The organism is Brucella intermedia LMG 3301, assembly GCF_000182645.1.
GTDB lineage: Bacteria > Pseudomonadota > Alphaproteobacteria > Rhizobiales > Rhizobiaceae > Brucella > Brucella intermedia.
This window is the reverse complement of sequence record NZ_ACQA01000001.1, coordinates 1,316,670-1,332,288: the sequence shown is the minus strand read 5'-3', so window position 1 is coordinate 1,332,288 and position 15,619 is coordinate 1,316,670. Positions and strand designations below refer to the sequence as shown.

The following is a 15,619-nucleotide window of genomic DNA, read 5'->3' as shown; positions in this document are numbered from 1 at the left end:
GAAGACGTGCTCTAGTAACGGCGGATAAGACCGACGAGCTTCCCCTGTACGCGAACACGGTCAGGGCCGAATATCCTCGTTTCATAAGCGGGATTAGCCGCTTCCAGAGCGATGGAGGCACCCTTACGGCGAAAGCGCTTCAAGGTCGCTTCTTCATCATCGACCAGAGCTACCACGATCTCACCGGGATTTGCGGAATCTCCGCGTTTGATGATCACCGTGTCTCCGTCGAAAATTCCGGCATCGATCATTGAATCCCCTTTGACCTCAAGCGCGTAATGCTCGCCCGCGCCGATCATTTCTGGCGGGAGGCTGAGGGAGTGGGTCTGGTTCTGAATGGCGGAGATCGGCACACCCGCAGCTATTCGTCCCATGACCGGTACGGATACCGTTGCCGACGTGTCGTCATTGGTAGCTACAGGGGCAGGGCGAGCCGGTGGAGGGGGGGGCGGCGCTTTGCCAAGACTGCCTTCGATCACGCTGGGAGCGAACTTCTTTTGGGCATTGAGCCCAGGAGCGATTGAATCCGGCAACCGCAACACCTCAAGTGCACGCGCCCTGTTGGGCAGGCGGCGGATAAAGCCACGCTCCTCCAGAGCAGTGATCAGACGATGGATACCCGATTTTGAAGCCAGATCGAGCGCTTCCTTCATCTCGTCGAAAGAGGGAGGAATGCCCGTTTCCTTCAGACGTTCGTGAATGAACAGCAGAAGCTCGTGCTGCTTACGGGTCAACATGCGCGACACCCTCCCGGCCAAGAATCGAGAAAAACAAAACCAGAACGAACACTATATGTTCCAGTCTTGTTCTGCAATGGTTTTAAAATCGTTAATGCTCAAAACAAGGAAAGATGGGATGTTCCGGCGCTGCATTCCTGCCACCGGAGTGGGTGGGACGACATTCTGAATAATATATATCCCACCGGGGCTTAGGGCGAATTCCTCATGTTCCGAGGAGGCATCGCCGCTATAGCATCAGAACTCGGCAATCATCGCCACTAGCGGCAGCGGGAGCGTTCTCATCCCTGATGATAAGCGCTTTTGAGCGGACGAGGGCGGACAACATGGACGAATCCTGCAACGGAAAAGGCGACGCGACCAGCGTTCCATCCGGTCGTGATTCGATGGTAGCCCGGATATAATCGCGGCGAGGATCGTTAGCTGGCAGGGCAACACCCAGCTTCGCCGGACGGATATCGGCGTCAAGGCTGGTGCCGGCGAGCTTCGCGACAAGCGGCCGGAGAAAAACAAGGCTGCACACCAGGCTGGAAACAGGATTGCCGGGCAAGCCGATAATATGGACAATCTTGCCATTCACATCGATCCGTCCATGCATCAGCGGTTTGCCGGGCCGCATGGCGATCTTCCAGAAATCGAGGTCGACGCCCAGTTTCTGCAGCGCGCCATGGACAAAGTCCCTGGCACCGACCGAAGCTCCGCCGATTGTGACCAGAACGTCGACACCGCTTTGCAGGCTATCTTTTATTGCCTGCTCTATTTTAGCGGGATCATCGGGAATGATCCCCTTATCTTGAGAAGTCCCGCCGGCTCGCCTTACGATCTCGGCAATTCCAACACTGTTCGATGCAACGATCTGGTCTTTTCCGGGTATCTCGCCCGGAGCAACAAGCTCGTCGCCGGTGGCGATAATGGCTACCGTGGGCTTTTTGAATACGTCGATTTTCGCATTGCCGCTGGCCGCTGCCAGCGACAGCGCAGCGGCATCCAGTTCACGGCCTGATGGAATGACTATGTCGCCCGGCGAAAAGTCCAGGCCCGCGCGGCGTATATGCCGTCCCGGTTCCATGCCTTTATGGACGATCAGCCGGTTGCCTGAGCGCTCGGTATGCTCCTGAATGACGATTGTGTCGGTACCGTTGGGAAGCGGCGCGCCGGTGAAAATGCGGACTGCCTGCCCGCTTCTTAATTCGCCTTCGAAGCGATTGCCCGCCGCCGACTCGCCGATGATATCGAACTCGGCAGGATAGGAGATGTTGTCCGGCGCGATCAGGGCATAGCCGTCCATCGCCGAACCGTCAAAAGGCGGCTGCAGAAAATGTGCCAGCACGGGTGTTGCAACGACACGCCCACCAGCATCTGACAAAGCGATCTGCTCAGTGCCGCGCGGCTCCGCCGACTTCAGAATGCGGGCCAGTGCTTCATCGACCGGGAGAAGGGACATGGCGTTTCCTCTCGAACTGAATTTCTGCCCCGTCTAAACCATAAAAAACGATTGGCAGAATTGATCCAAAGCAAAGTCAGCAGCATATCTGGAAGAACGGCTTATGCCGTCCAGTCGCCTGATTTGCCACCGCTCTTTTCGATAACGCGGATGCCGCCGATCTCCATATGCTTGTCGACCGCCTTGGCCATATCATAGATCGTGAGGCAGGTAACTGAAACGGCGGTGAGAGCTTCCATTTCCACGCCGGTGCGTCCCTTCAGCTTGGCGAGTGCACGAACGCGCAGGCCGGGCAACGTGTGGTCCGGTTCGATTTCGACCACGACTTTGGTCAGCATCAATGGATGGCAGAGGGGAATAAGGTCCGAGGTCTTTTTCGCTGCCATGATGCCTGCCAGACGCGCAGTGCCGATGACATCCCCCTTGGCCGCATTGCCTTCCAGAATGAGCGCCAGCGTTTCCGGCTTCATTCTGACCGATCCTTCGGCCACAGCCTGACGCTCCGTCTCGTCCTTGCTCCCAACATCCACCATGTTGGCAGCGCCACTCTGGTCGATATGGGTGAGTTTGGAGACCATCGGTCAGGCCTTGCCGGTCAGAAGTTCGCGGGTCGCCGCTGCAACATCTGCCTTGCGCATCAGGCTTTCTCCGATGAGGAACGTCCCGATCCCCGCCTTTTCCAGCCGCAGACAATCTTCGTGTGTGAAGATGCCGCTTTCCCCAACCAGCAAACGGTCGGAGGGAGCCATTTTCGACAGGCATTCGGAAACAGCGAGATCGACCTCAAACGTTCGCAAATTGCGGTTGTTGACCCCGAGCAGACGCGACGACAGTTTGAGTGCGCGTTCCATCTCGGTCTCGTCGTGTACTTCGATGAGAGCATCCATTCCGAGCTCGAAAGCGGTTTCTTCGAGCGCTTTCGCCAGATCGTCATCGACGCTGGCCAGGATAATCAGAATGCAGTCAGCGCCCCAGCTGCGGGCTTCATGCACCTGATAGGTATCGAACAAAAAGTCTTTGCGAAGTGCCGGCAGGCTACATGCGTTGCGGGACGCCGTCAGAAATTCTGGCGCTCCTTGAAAGGATGGCGCGTCGGTCAGCACGGAAAGACACGCCGCGCCACCAGCCTCGTAGGCCTGTGCAAGGACGGGCGGGTCGAAATCAGGACGAATAAGGCCTTTCGAAGGGCTCGCCTTCTTGATTTCGGCTATCAGGGCGAATTCCCCAGCCGCGCGTTTCGCTTCCAATGCCTTAAGAAAACCGCGCGGTGTTTCCTGATCCTGAGCGCGTGCTTTCAGATCTGCCACGCTACGCTCGGCCTTGGCGGCGGCGATTTCGTCGCGTTTGTAAGCCTCAATCTTGCGCAGAATATCGGTAGACATAACTTGATCCTTTCCGTCAGGCGGTGTTGTCGTTTGAAACGGCAATCACCTTCTGCAAAACACCAAGTGCGGCACCGCTATCGATGGATTGCGCCGCCAGTTCGATGCCTTCTTTCAAATCTTTCGCCTTGCCAGCAATGACGAGCGCCGCGCCCGAATTGAGCAACACGATGTCTCGATAGGCGTTTTTATCGCCTTCAAGTACACCCAGCAGAGCCTTCGCGTTCACGGCAGCCTCGCCGCCTTTCAGTTCCGCAGGATCGCAACGGCGAAGCCCGACTTCTTCCGGCGTGATTTCAAAAGTACGGATTTGGCCCTTCTCAAGAGCCGCAATCTGCGTCGCGCCTGCGGTGGTCATTTCGTCGAGACCATCGCCGTAGACAACCCATGCCGCTTCGGAACCCAGTTCCTTGAGCACTTCGGCCAAAGGTACGAGCCATTGAGGTGCGAATACTCCGACGAGCTGACGCTTGACGCTGGCCGGATTGGAAAGAGGTCCAAGCAGATTGAAAATGGTACGCGTGCCGAGTTCGACCCGTGAAGGGCCGACATGGCGCATGGCGGAATGGTGCATCGGCGCGAACATGAAGCCAAGACCGGCTTCGGTGATGCTGCGGCCGATCGTGTTTGCATCGGCTTCGATATTGATGCCAAGCGCGGCGAGCGCATCGGCGGCACCTGAGCGAGAGGAAAGGGCCCGGTTGCCATGCTTGGCGACAGGGACACCCGCCCCAGCCACAACAAACGCCGAGCAGCTCGAAACATTGTATGAGCCCGACTGGTCACCACCCGTTCCGACAATATCGATTGCATTGTCGGGAGCGGACACTCCCAGCATGCGGGAGCGCATGGAGGCAACGGCACCGGCGATCTCCGGTACCGTTTCACCGCGTACACGCAACGCCATCAGCAATCCACCTATCTGCGATGGCGTTGCCTGGCCAGACATCATGATGTCGAAGGCGGCCCTGGAATCTTCCAGCGAAAGCGGCTCTCCAGCAGCAGCTTTCGCAATATAGGGTTTTAGATCAGCCATTTTGGATGCCCACCGTCCCTAAAACGCCAAAGCGTTGTTGATGACGGTCTGATTTATCTTAACGGGGTACTGCTTCTGCAATTCACCGACGAGCTGTTCAAGGATGTCATCCGAGAGTGAGGTCGCCTGATACTTCTGCTGTTGTTCCGGAATGGCTTCCGGGCCAGCTGCGGCAGGTTCGGTTACTTCCGTAACCTTGAACAGGATCTGGGCATCATCCGAAGGTGCGGCAGCGCTGCCGGTGAAACCATTTGCTCCGCGGAAAATCTGCGCTGCGGCAGCGGTTCCGATATCGGCATCATTGGTGGTGCGGACAACACCGCGCTTGGTTTGCTTTTCGACACCCAGTTCGGAAGCGATCGTGTCGAGTGTCGCGCCGCCATCAAGACGCTTCTTCAGTTCTTCCACACGTTGGTTGAGGCGCTTGACGGCCTCTTCGCCCTTCCAGGCAGCCACAACCTTATCCTTGACTTCATCAAGCGTACGGTCACGGGCTGGGGTGATACCATCAACCTGATACCAGAGATAGCCGACATTGCCCATGGTCAGGGCGTCGTTGTCAAAACCCTGATCGGCCTGAAAGGCAGCTGCAAGGAGTGCTTCCGAGTTCGGCAGCTGGACGGGATTGCCGGAAGGATCGTTGCCTCCGGCGTCGACGGCTTCCACGGTGACAGTTTTCAGGCTCAGTTTCTTAGCCACATCTGCCATGGATGCGCCATCGGAGCGTTCCTGCTCGTAGGAGTCATGAATTCCGCTGATGCTGCTTGCTGCGATATTGTTCGCAAGGGTGGTGCGAATTTCGCCTTCAACTTCGGCTAGCGGCTTCACATGAGCCGGTTCGATCTGCGTTACGCGCAGGATGACGGGACCGAAGCTTCCCTTTACGACTGGGCTAACACCATTCTCCGCGAGCGCAAATGCTGCATCGGCCACGGCCTGGTCGGGAATAGCGGATTTTTCGAACGTGCCGAGCTTCAGGTCGTCTTCGGTTTTGCCCTGTTCCTTACCGATGTCAACGAAGCTCGTTCCAGCGGCGATTTTCTGCTGTGCAGCTTCAGCCGCTGCGTCATCGGCAAAGTTCAACTGCTCAATGGCGCGCTTTTCGATTGTACCGAAGCGATCCTTGTTCTTCTCATAATACTCGCTGATTTCATCCTGCGTGACGGCGGAGGGATCGGCAATGTCAGCCGGCTCCAGCTTCACATAGGTTACCTTACGGTATTCCGGGGCCTTATACTCGTCTTTGCGCGCTTCGAAATAGGTCTTGAGCGCATCGTCGGATGGCGCGGGGACGGCATCGGCCTTTTCCGCCTGAATGGTAACATAGTCGACGCTGCGAGTTTCACCCTGATATAGGGCCAACGCCTTCAACGCTGCGTCCGGTAGCTTAATGCCATCCGTGGCCGCTTCCACGATCTGCTGGCGGCGGGCGACTTTGGCGCGGTTGTCGAGATAGTCCTGCGCACGAATGCCGGATTGACGAAGAACCGCGTCGAACTGAGCGCGATTGAAGTTGCCGCTTGCATCATGGAAAGCCGGATCCTCGCCCGTCAGCCGCGCAATTCCGTCCTTGGAAAGGCCAAGCTGCATGTTACGCGCGCCTTCATCCAGGACAACGCCGGCTGCGAGTTGGGCAAGCACCTGGTTTTCGACGCCGAGCGTTTTTGCCTGTTCGCGCGTCAGGCGCTGGCGGAACTGCTGGGACAGACGCATCATCTGCTGCTCATAGGCAAAGCGATAATCAGTGGCGCTGACTTCAGAGCCCCCGGCCGTCAAAGCGGCATTGCCTGACAGGCCGCCGCGAAAGACATCAGAGATGCCCCAGATCGCAAAGCTCAGTACAAGCAGGCCAAGCAGAAGTTTGGCGACCCAGGATTGAGCGGCGGAACGCAAGCTGTCGAGCATTGGAAACCCTTCAAGAACAAAACGAAGCTCGGCTATTATGGATAGAGCCAGTCAGGGGATAACCTTAAGCCAGCCCTATATGCAAGGTCTCATTGCAAGTAGGAACCTAAGAACATTTGCATTGCGGCACGAATACCCTTAGTCAGTGGCAAATTTTGGCGCTGATCCGTTTTCGAGGCGTGGTCGCGTCTGCTGTTTCGAACAGGCGAGGAGAATGAAATGACTCCGGGAATCCGTCCGCTGGTTGCTGGCAACTGGAAGATGAATGGAACGGGAGAATCCCTGACCGAACTGCGTGCGATTGCTGCCGGTCTGAGTTCCGATCTTGGTCGCAAGCTTGATGCAGTCATCTGCGTGCCTGCGACGCTTCTTTCCCGTGCGGCGGAAACGCTCGAAGGTGAAACCGTTGGTCTCGGTGGTCAGGATGCCCACCATAAGGTGTCCGGCGCGCATACGGGCGATGTCTCGGCCGAGATGCTCAGGGAAGCAGGCGCCACACATGTCATTATCGGACATTCCGAGCGCCGAACCGACCATTACGAAAGCAATGAGGTCGTTCGCGCCAAGACCGAAGCCGCCTGGGCCGCGGGACTGATCGCCATCGTGTGCGTCGGCGAGACTGCCGATGAACGCAAAGCAGAGCGCACGCTGGATGTAATCGGCGAGCAGCTTGCGGGTTCCTTGCCCGACGGTGTCAATGCGGAGAATACCGTCATCGCTTATGAGCCAGTCTGGGCAATTGGCACAGGCCTGACACCGACGGTGCAGGACGTGCGCGCTGCGCATGCTTTCATGCGCGAGCAACTGATTGAACGTTTCGGCGCGAAAGGTGCCCATCTTCGGTTGCTCTATGGCGGTTCGGTCAAGCCTTCAAATGCATTGGAATTGCTTGGCGTCGCGGATGTGGACGGCGCGCTTGTCGGCGGTGCGAGCTTGAAGGCGAATGATTTTCTCGCCATATGCGAAACCTATCGTAATTTGTAACCGGCGTCTCACGTCTGTCTATCTTGGTCTCGGGGCTTGGATTATCGGACAATAGCGTGTAAAGAGCCGCTCTAGTTTTAGGGATGTAAAGACCGTAACCCATGCAGACCGTACTCATTGTCATTCACTTGTTGATCGTGCTGGCGCTTGTCGGCGTTGTGCTTATCCAGCGCTCGGAAGGCGGCGGCCTTGGCATTGGCGGTGGTTCGGGGTTCATGACGGCTCGCGGTGCTGCGAACGCGCTGACCCGCACTACGGCCATTCTTGCGATTGGTTTCTTCGCCACGTCGCTTATCCTCGGCATCATGGCTCGCTATGGGGAAAAGCCTACCGACATCCTCAACCGTATTCCGGCAGCAACCGGCAGCCAGACGACCCCAGCTGGTGGAAACGGCGGCGGTATTCTTAACCAGCTGGGCGGTGAGTCTTCACGCCCGGACGCAAATCAGGCAGCACCTGCGGCTCCCGGCGCCGGTGCGCCGGCAACGCAGCCTGATGCCGCGCAGCCACAGGCTCCGGCTGTTCCGGCGACCCCGGCCAATCCAGTTCCAAGCTCGCAATAAAACGTGCAGCGTGAATTGAATGCGGAAACCGGCCCTTGCGGCCGGTTTTCTTTTTGTTAACCATCGAGCTGCAAAGTGTTGCAGCTAGGCAATAGGCTGCTCCGAATCGCATTGCAGAACGGTGGCAGCGAATTGAGAACCGGATCGCTTTGCAGTAAGCAGGGCGAAAGTCTGGTCGCAATTAATGCGGCAGGCGTTTCTCCCTTGTGCTTGATTTTTCGGGAACCGAACATGTTTTCACGCCGTATTCTGATGGCAGGTATTGCAAGTCTCTGCATTGGGGCGACTGCTCCGGCATTTGCAGCTTCGCCGGTAAGCGCTGAAGCGCAGCTCAACGAAGCTGCCGCATCCGTTCAGCAGGTAGCGCTTTCAAGCGACACCAAGGCCAATCCCGAAAAGCCGAAGAAGAAAAAGGCTTCCAAGAACGGCAATGCGGTTAAAGCCAACAAGTACAACATTGATCCCAAGTTCCGGGCGCAGGAAGTAGCATTCACCGGCTATAAGCCCGGCACGATCGTGATCGACCCGAAACAGCGTTTCCTTTATCTCGTTGAAACGTCGTCGACGGCTCGCCGCTATGGCATTGCTGTCGGCAAGCAGGGGCTGGAGTTCAAGGGCACCGGAACAATCAACGCGAAGCGTGAGTGGCCGCGCTGGATTCCGACCAAGGAAATGATCGAGCGCGATCCCGCCCACTATGGTCGCTTCAAGAACGGGATGGATGGTGGTCCGGGCAACCCGCTTGGTTCCCGCGCCCTCTACCTGTTCCAGGGAAACAAGGATACCTATATCCGCATTCACGGCACTGTGCAGCCCTGGACCATTGGAAGCTCGGCTTCGAACGGCTGCTTCCGCATGATCAACGAGGATGTGATGGATCTATATGAGCGCGTCGGACTTGGCACCGAAGTGGTTGTTCTCTGATCTGCAATTGACTATGTGAAAGTGGCCGGGCTTCGGGCTCGGCCTTTTCTTTTGCGCATTCATCATTTCGGAAGCTGTGGATTTCGAGCTTCGACATGGCTTTATGTGAAGATGGGCGCTAGAGAGTACAAGCGTATTCGCTCCGGGGTTTCTGGCTCCGGTTTTTCTTTGTGCAACGACGATTACCGCCTGGCTCCGGTGAAAAAACACCACCGGGGTGCATTTTTTTGTGGCGGAATCAATCAAGAAAGTCTAACGAGATAAGCCCATGGCGCGATATGTATTCATCACTGGCGGCGTGGTTTCTTCCCTTGGAAAAGGCATAGCTGCCGCAGCTCTGGCTGCACTCCTTCAGGCACGTGGTTACCGCGTGCGTATCCGTAAACTCGACCCTTATCTGAATGTCGATCCCGGCACGATGTCGCCTTACCAGCATGGTGAGGTGTTCGTCACTGACGATGGTGCCGAAACCGACCTTGATCTGGGCCATTACGAGCGGTTCACCGGTCGTCCTGCCAACCAGCAGGACAATATCACGACCGGCCGTATCTACCGCAACATCATCGAAAAGGAACGCCGCGGCGATTATCTTGGCGCGACGGTTCAGGTCATTCCGCATGTGACCGACGAGATCAAGAACTTCGTCCTTGAAGGCAACGAAGATTACGATTTCGTGCTTTGCGAAATCGGCGGCACGGTTGGCGACATCGAAGCCATGCCGTTCCTCGAAGCAATCCGACAGCTCGGCAATGAACTGCCACGCGGAACAGCGGTTTATATCCACCTGACCCTGATGCCTTATATTCCAGCTGCGGGCGAACTGAAGACCAAGCCGACCCAGCATTCGGTCAAGGAGCTGCGCTCTATCGGCATTGCTCCGGATATCCTTCTGGTTCGTGCTGATCGCGAGATTCCGGAATCGGAACGGCGCAAGCTTTCATTGTTCTGTAATGTCCGCGAAAGCGCGGTCATTCAGGCGCTCGACGTGGCCACGATCTATGACGTTCCGATTGCCTATCATAAGGAAGGTCTTGATTCGGAAGTCCTGTCTGCATTCGGTATCGATCCGGCTCCAAAGCCACGCATGGATCGCTGGGAAGAAGTTTCCAACCGCCTTCACAATCCGGAAGGCGAAGTGACCATTGCCATTGTCGGCAAATATACGGGTCTCAAGGATGCGTATAAGTCGCTGATCGAAGCGCTTTATCACGGTGGTCTCGCCAATAAGGTGAAGGTCAACCTCGACTGGATTGAGGCGGAAGTCTTCGAAAGTGAAGACCCGGCTCCATATCTGGAAAAGGTTCATGGCATTCTGGTGCCTGGCGGTTTCGGCGAGCGTGGTGCGGAAGGCAAGATACTGGCGGCGAAGTTTGCTCGCGAACGCAAGGTTCCTTACTTCGGCATCTGCTTTGGTATGCAGATGGCCTGCATTGAGGCTGCGCGTAATCTCGTTGGCATCGAAAACGCCTCTTCGACCGAGTTTGGTCCGACCAAGGAGCCGGTTGTTGGCCTGATGACCGAGTGGCTGAGGGGCAATATGCTTGAAAAGCGTGCAGCGGCGGGCGACCTTGGCGGTACGATGCGCCTTGGCGCATATGAAGCAGCATTGAAGCCGGGCTCAAAGATCGCGGAAATCTATGGCTCGACCGATATTTCCGAGCGCCATCGTCATCGCTATGAAGTCAATATTGACTACAAGGAACGTCTGGAAACTGCCGGGTTGAACTTTGCAGGCATGTCGCCGGATGGTGTTCTGCCTGAAACAGTTGAATATCCTGACCATCCTTGGTTTATCGGTGTTCAGTACCATCCCGAACTGAAATCCCGGCCGTTCGAACCACATCCGCTCTTCGCTTCCTTTATCGAAGCGGCAATCGAGCAGAGCCGTCTGGTCTAAAACTCTAACGCGCCTTTCGGGGCGCGTTTTCGTTTCGGCATTCAGGATGCGGTCTTGTTTTCAACCTGCCTTTACGCCAGATAAGATGCCGGAAAGCATCCAATATTGAGGTTCACGTTATGGCCACTGCCAATTCATCCGTAAAAATCGGAAACGTTACTTTTTCAAACAGTGCGCCATTTGCCCTGATCGCAGGTCCATGCCAGATGGAAACGCGTGAACACGCTTTCGAGATGGCAGGACGTCTCAAGGAAATGACCGACAAACTCGGCATCGGTCTCGTCTACAAGTCGAGCTTCGACAAGGCTAATCGCACCTCCTTGAAGGCAGAGCGCGGTATTGGTCTCGAAAAGGCGCTCGAAGTCTTTGCCGACCTCAAGAAAGAATTCGGTTTTCCAGTACTGACCGATATCCATACGGAAGGGCAATGTGCTGAAGTTGCTCCCGTGGTTGATGTCCTGCAAATCCCAGCATTCCTCTGCCGCCAGACCGATCTGCTGATCGCTGCGGCAAAGACTGGACGCGTCGTGAACGTAAAGAAGGGCCAGTTTCTGGCGCCGTGGGACATGAAGAATGTTCTTTCCAAGATCACGGAAAGCGGCAATCCGAATGTACTGGCGACAGAACGCGGCGTTTCTTTCGGCTATAATACGCTTGTTTCCGATATGCGTTCCTTGCCGATCATGGCTGCCCTTGGTTCGCCGGTTGTGTTTGATGCGACTCACTCGGTCCAGCAGCCTGGCGGGCAGGGCGGTTCGTCGGGCGGACAGCGCGAGTTTGTTGAAACACTTTCGCGCGCGGCCGTTGCCGTTGGCGTCGCGGGACTGTTCATCGAAACGCATCAGGACCCCGATAACGCGCCGTCCGATGGCCCCAACATGGTGCCGGTGGATAAGATGCCCACATTGCTCGAAAAGCTAATGGCTTTCGATCGTATCGCGAAGGGGCTTTAAACAGTTCTCGGAGAATTTAGAAAGGCGGGGCTTTTTCCTCCGCCTTTTGTTTCGCTAAGGCTTAGAAACCGGCCCGGTGGATAATCTTTTCTGAAATGTCTGCAAAGTTTCGGGATTTTGCGCTAAGAAGTGGCCGCATCGGATTTGTTAAGCGCCTCGCGCATATGGCGGGGCAATCTATAGGGAAGGACTGGTTCCTATGACTGCAATCATCGACATCGTCGGTCGCGAAATTCTCGACAGCCGCGGCAACCCGACCGTCGAAGTGGACGTTGTGCTTGAAGATGGCTCTTTCGGACGCGCGGCGGTTCCGTCCGGCGCATCGACTGGCGCACATGAAGCCGTAGAATTGCGCGACGGTGGCGGCCGCTATCTCGGCAAGGGCGTGGAAAAGGCCGTTGAAGCGGTTAACGGCAAGATTTTCGACGCGATTGCCGGCATGGACGCAGAAAGCCAGCTGCTTATCGACCAGGCAATGATCGAGCTCGACGGCTCGGCCAACAAGGGCAATCTCGGCGCCAATGCGATCCTGGGCGTTTCGCTTGCCGTTGCCAAGGCTGCAGCCCAGGCAGCCGGTTTGCCGCTTTACCGCTACGTCGGCGGCGCAAACGCCCATGTCCTGCCGGTCCCCATGATGAACATCATCAATGGCGGCGCACATGCCGACAATCCGATCGATTTCCAGGAATTCATGATTCTTCCGGTCGGCGCTTCGTCCGTTCGTGAAGCTGTTCGTTACGGTTCGGAAGTTTTCCACACGCTCAAGAAGCGCCTCAAGGATGCCGGGCACAACACCAATGTCGGCGATGAAGGTGGATTTGCTCCGAATCTGAAGAATGCCCAGGCTGCCCTCGATTTCATCATGGAATCGATTGAGAAGGCTGGCTTCAAGCCGGGTGAAGATATCGCTCTTGGCCTCGATTGCGCGGCGACCGAGTTCTTCAAGGATGGCAACTACGTCTATGAAGGCGAACGGAAGACGCGTGATCCAAAGGCTCAAGCCAAGTATCTCGCCAAGCTCGCCAGTGACTATCCTATCGTCACCATCGAAGACGGTATGGCTGAAGATGACTGGGAAGGCTGGAAATATCTTACCGATCTGATCGGCAACAAGTGCCAGCTCGTTGGCGATGATCTGTTCGTCACCAATTCGGCTCGCCTGCGCGACGGTATCCGCATGGGCGTTGCCAACTCGATTCTCGTGAAGGTCAACCAGATCGGCTCGCTGTCCGAAACGCTTGATGCTGTCGAAACCGCTCATAAGGCCGGCTACACTGCTGTCATGTCGCACCGTTCAGGTGAAACCGAGGACTCAACCATTGCCGATCTCGCGGTTGCCACCAACTGCGGACAGATCAAGACCGGTTCTTTGGCTCGTTCGGACCGTACTGCAAAGTACAACCAACTCATTCGCATTGAGGAAGAGCTTGGCAAGCAGGCCCGTTATGCTGGTCGCAGTGCCCTGAAATTCCTCTAATTTTTCGCAACGAATCATAGAAAGGGCGGGCTTCGGTCCGCCTTTTTTCGTTTTGGCTCTATTTGATCTGGATATCAGGTATTTGACCCAATGAAGTTATATTGATATCAATGTTATTGCATTGGTGCTCAAGCTGATGAGGGAACGGCTTGCAATTCTGGTAACCGAGCCGTGGGCGGAGCTAGCAACGGGAGAGAGAAGATGGCTTATATTGAAGGATTTGTTGTCGCGGTCCCCAAGGCGAACAAGGAACTCTATCGCAAACATGCCGCCGAAGCGGCTGTGTTGTTCAAGGAATTCGGCGTGACGCGCATGGTCGAAGCATGGGGAGATGATGTGCCGGATGGCAAGGTCACCGATTTTCGACGTGCTGTTAAGGCTGAAGCCGACGAGGAGGTTGTGTTCTCCTGGTTCGAATATCCCGACAAGGCAACGCGGGATGCTGCAAACAGCAAGATGATGAGTGACCCGCGCATGAAAGCAATGGGCGACCAGATGCCATTTGATGGCAAGCGCATGATATTTGGCGGCTTTTCCACCATCGTTGATGTCTGATCAGATTAAAGACTTTCTATGCAAACGAGGAAGCGGCTTATTCTGACGGCGAGCCGCTTTCCTATTCTGGCCGCTCCGCGTCTTTCCGCTTTTTGAGCATACAACAAAAACGCTGCCCCACTGGCCGTAGCGAGGGTCCTTGGTAAATCTCTGTTAAGCAAAATAATGCTTGATGGTGGAATTCGGAATGCTGCCTTTCGCAGGATTCGCCGTGGCTCCGAATATCCGGGAAGGAAGCCGAAATGTGGACCAAGCAGAAGCGTAAATCGATCCGTGGGCGTTTTGTATTGCCTATCCTGACGGCTGCGTTTCTGAGCTATTTTGGCTTTCACGCCTATCATGGCGAATTTGGTCTTTATTCCCGTATCCAGCTGGAAGAGCAGAAAAGCCTTCTGGCCAAGCAGCTCGAACAGGTAACTGCCGATCGCAGCGCGCTTGAAAAGCGAGTCACACTTTTACGTGACGGTTCCATCGAAAAGGATATGCTTGACGAGCAGGCCCGCAGGGCGCTTAATCTCTCCCATCCCGATGAAGTGACAATTATCACTTCCCGGGAAGATCGATCGAATTAACTGAAATCCGGTTAATTGTCTTTTTGTGATATGTTTTTAACGGTTTGGCGACATAGCAGCTATGCTCTGGGCGCATATTGTATCTTGTGGTGCGCCCGTATAACGTCACAATAGAACGACAATTTAGGGAGCGAGAAATGGCACCGAGGGCTAAAAAGGCGCCTGCTAACAAAGCGCAGGCGTCTTCTGTAACTGCACCCAAGGCACCTGCACCTGCGAACTTCGACAAGAAGCAGGAGCTGGACGCTTATCGCGAAATGCTGTTGATCCGGCGTTTCGAAGAAAAGGCCGGCCAGCTTTACGGCATGGGCTTCATTGGCGGTTTCTGCCATCTCTACATCGGCCAGGAGGCCGTGGTGGTTGGAATGCAGATGGCGCTGAAGGAAGGTGATCAGGTTATCACCGCCTATCGCGATCATGGCCATATGCTTGCAGCGGGCATGAGCGCACGTGGCGTCATGGCCGAACTGACCGGACGCCGCAGTGGCCTTTCCAAGGGCAAGGGCGGCTCCATGCACATGTTCTCCAAAGAGAAGCATTTCTACGGTGGTCACGGTATCGTCGGCGCGCAGGTTTCGCTCGGCACGGGTCTGGCTTTCGCGAATCGTTACCGCGACAACGACAATGTCACGCTGACCTATTTCGGTGACGGCGCTTCCAATCAGGGGCAGGTCTACGAAAGCTTCAACATGGCATCGCTGTGGAAGCTGCCGGTGGTCTACATCATCGAGAACAACCGCTACGCCATGGGTACATCGGTTTCGCGCTCGTCCGCTGAAACCGATTTCTCGAAGCGCGGTCTCTCTTTCAATATTCCGGGCATCCAGGTCGACGGTATGGATGTTCGTGCAGTCAAGGCTGCTGCCGACCTGGCTGTAGAATGGACGCGTTCCGGCAAGGGGCCGATCATTCTCGACATGCAGACCTATCGCTATCGCGGTCACTCGATGTCGGACCCTGCCAAGTATCGCTCGAAGGAGGAAGTGCAGAAGATGCGCTCCGAACACGATCCGATCGAGCAGGTCAAGCAGCGTGTGATCGAGAAGGGTTGGGCAACCGAGGAAGAGCTGAAGGAAATCGACAAGGAAGTTCGCGACATTGTCGCCGATTCTGCCGATTTCGCTCAAAACGATCCGGAGCCGGATGCATCCGAGCTCTACACGGATATTCTGCTCTAATTCCAGGAAGGT

15 protein-coding genes are annotated in these 15,619 nt (G+C 55.9%); 9 read left to right on the top strand and 6 right to left on the bottom strand.

Features of this window, described 5'->3' with window-relative positions; translation table 11 throughout:
• Positions 1 to 11: 11 nt before the first annotated feature.
• The 6 genes from lexA to OINT_RS06285 all read right to left on the bottom strand — a co-directional run bounded on the left by lexA (position 12) and on the right by OINT_RS06285 (position 6,504).
• The gene (gene lexA, locus OINT_RS06310; protein WP_006470537.1) at positions 12 to 737 is read right to left on the bottom strand and encodes a transcriptional repressor LexA; all 726 of its coding nucleotides are present in this window, start codon (positions 735 to 737) and stop codon (positions 12 to 14) included.
• Positions 738 to 966: 229 nt separating this feature from the next.
• Positions 967 to 2,181: a molybdopterin molybdotransferase MoeA gene (locus tag OINT_RS06305; protein ID WP_006466934.1), complete on the bottom strand. Its 1,215-nt coding sequence runs from the start codon at positions 2,179 to 2,181 to the stop codon at positions 967 to 969.
• 101 nt (positions 2,182 to 2,282) lie between these two features.
• A complete protein-coding gene (gene moaC, locus OINT_RS06300) occupies positions 2,283 to 2,759 on the bottom strand; it encodes a cyclic pyranopterin monophosphate synthase MoaC (RefSeq protein WP_006466933.1) in 477 nt (158 codons plus the stop codon).
• A 3-nt stretch (positions 2,760 to 2,762) separates the two neighbouring features.
• Positions 2,763 to 3,563 carry an indole-3-glycerol phosphate synthase TrpC gene (trpC, locus tag OINT_RS06295; protein WP_006470536.1) on the bottom strand — a complete coding sequence of 267 codons (801 nt, stop codon included), beginning with the start codon at positions 3,561 to 3,563 and terminating at the stop codon, positions 2,763 to 2,765.
• Positions 3,564 to 3,579: 16 nt separating this feature from the next.
• Positions 3,580 to 4,599, bottom strand: a complete 1,020-nt coding sequence (gene trpD / locus OINT_RS06290; protein ID WP_006466931.1) for an anthranilate phosphoribosyltransferase — start codon at positions 4,597 to 4,599, stop codon at positions 3,580 to 3,582.
• Positions 4,600 to 4,617: 18 nt separating this feature from the next.
• The gene (locus OINT_RS06285; RefSeq protein WP_006466930.1) at positions 4,618 to 6,504 is read right to left on the bottom strand and encodes a peptidyl-prolyl cis-trans isomerase; all 1,887 of its coding nucleotides are present in this window, start codon (positions 6,502 to 6,504) and stop codon (positions 4,618 to 4,620) included.
• A gap of 219 nt (positions 6,505 to 6,723) precedes the next feature.
• Between OINT_RS06285 and tpiA the strand changes: the two genes are divergently transcribed.
• The 9 genes from tpiA to pdhA all read left to right on the top strand — a co-directional run bounded on the left by tpiA (position 6,724) and on the right by pdhA (position 15,607).
• Positions 6,724 to 7,488, top strand: coding sequence for a triose-phosphate isomerase (tpiA, locus tag OINT_RS06280; protein WP_006466929.1), 765 nt, complete (start codon positions 6,724 to 6,726; stop codon positions 7,486 to 7,488).
• A gap of 101 nt (positions 7,489 to 7,589) precedes the next feature.
• Positions 7,590 to 8,051, top strand: a complete 462-nt coding sequence (gene secG, locus OINT_RS06275; RefSeq protein WP_006466928.1) for a preprotein translocase subunit SecG — start codon at positions 7,590 to 7,592, stop codon at positions 8,049 to 8,051.
• Positions 8,052 to 8,282: 231 nt separating this feature from the next.
• Positions 8,283 to 8,975 (top strand): L,D-transpeptidase, encoded by a 693-nt coding sequence (locus OINT_RS06270; protein ID WP_006470535.1) that lies wholly within the window; start codon positions 8,283 to 8,285, stop codon positions 8,973 to 8,975.
• A 268-nt stretch (positions 8,976 to 9,243) separates the two neighbouring features.
• Positions 9,244 to 10,872, top strand: a complete 1,629-nt coding sequence (locus OINT_RS06265) for a CTP synthase (RefSeq protein ID WP_006466926.1) — start codon at positions 9,244 to 9,246, stop codon at positions 10,870 to 10,872.
• 119 nt (positions 10,873 to 10,991) lie between these two features.
• A complete protein-coding gene (gene kdsA, locus OINT_RS06260; RefSeq protein WP_006466925.1) occupies positions 10,992 to 11,825 on the top strand; it encodes a 3-deoxy-8-phosphooctulonate synthase in 834 nt (277 codons plus the stop codon).
• A gap of 199 nt (positions 11,826 to 12,024) precedes the next feature.
• A complete protein-coding gene (gene eno, locus OINT_RS06255; protein ID WP_006466924.1) occupies positions 12,025 to 13,302 on the top strand; it encodes a phosphopyruvate hydratase in 1,278 nt (425 codons plus the stop codon).
• 201 nt (positions 13,303 to 13,503) lie between these two features.
• Complete coding sequence (locus OINT_RS06250; protein ID WP_006470534.1) at positions 13,504 to 13,857, top strand: DUF1428 domain-containing protein; 354 nt, start codon at positions 13,504 to 13,506, stop codon at positions 13,855 to 13,857.
• Between the two features lie 242 nt (positions 13,858 to 14,099).
• On the top strand, positions 14,100 to 14,429 hold the full coding sequence (locus OINT_RS06245; protein ID WP_006466922.1) for an FtsB family cell division protein: 330 nt from the start codon (positions 14,100 to 14,102) through the stop codon (positions 14,427 to 14,429).
• 137 nt (positions 14,430 to 14,566) lie between these two features.
• On the top strand, positions 14,567 to 15,607 hold the full coding sequence (pdhA, locus tag OINT_RS06240) for a pyruvate dehydrogenase (acetyl-transferring) E1 component subunit alpha (RefSeq protein WP_006470533.1): 1,041 nt from the start codon (positions 14,567 to 14,569) through the stop codon (positions 15,605 to 15,607).
• Positions 15,608 to 15,619: the final 12 nt, after the last annotated feature.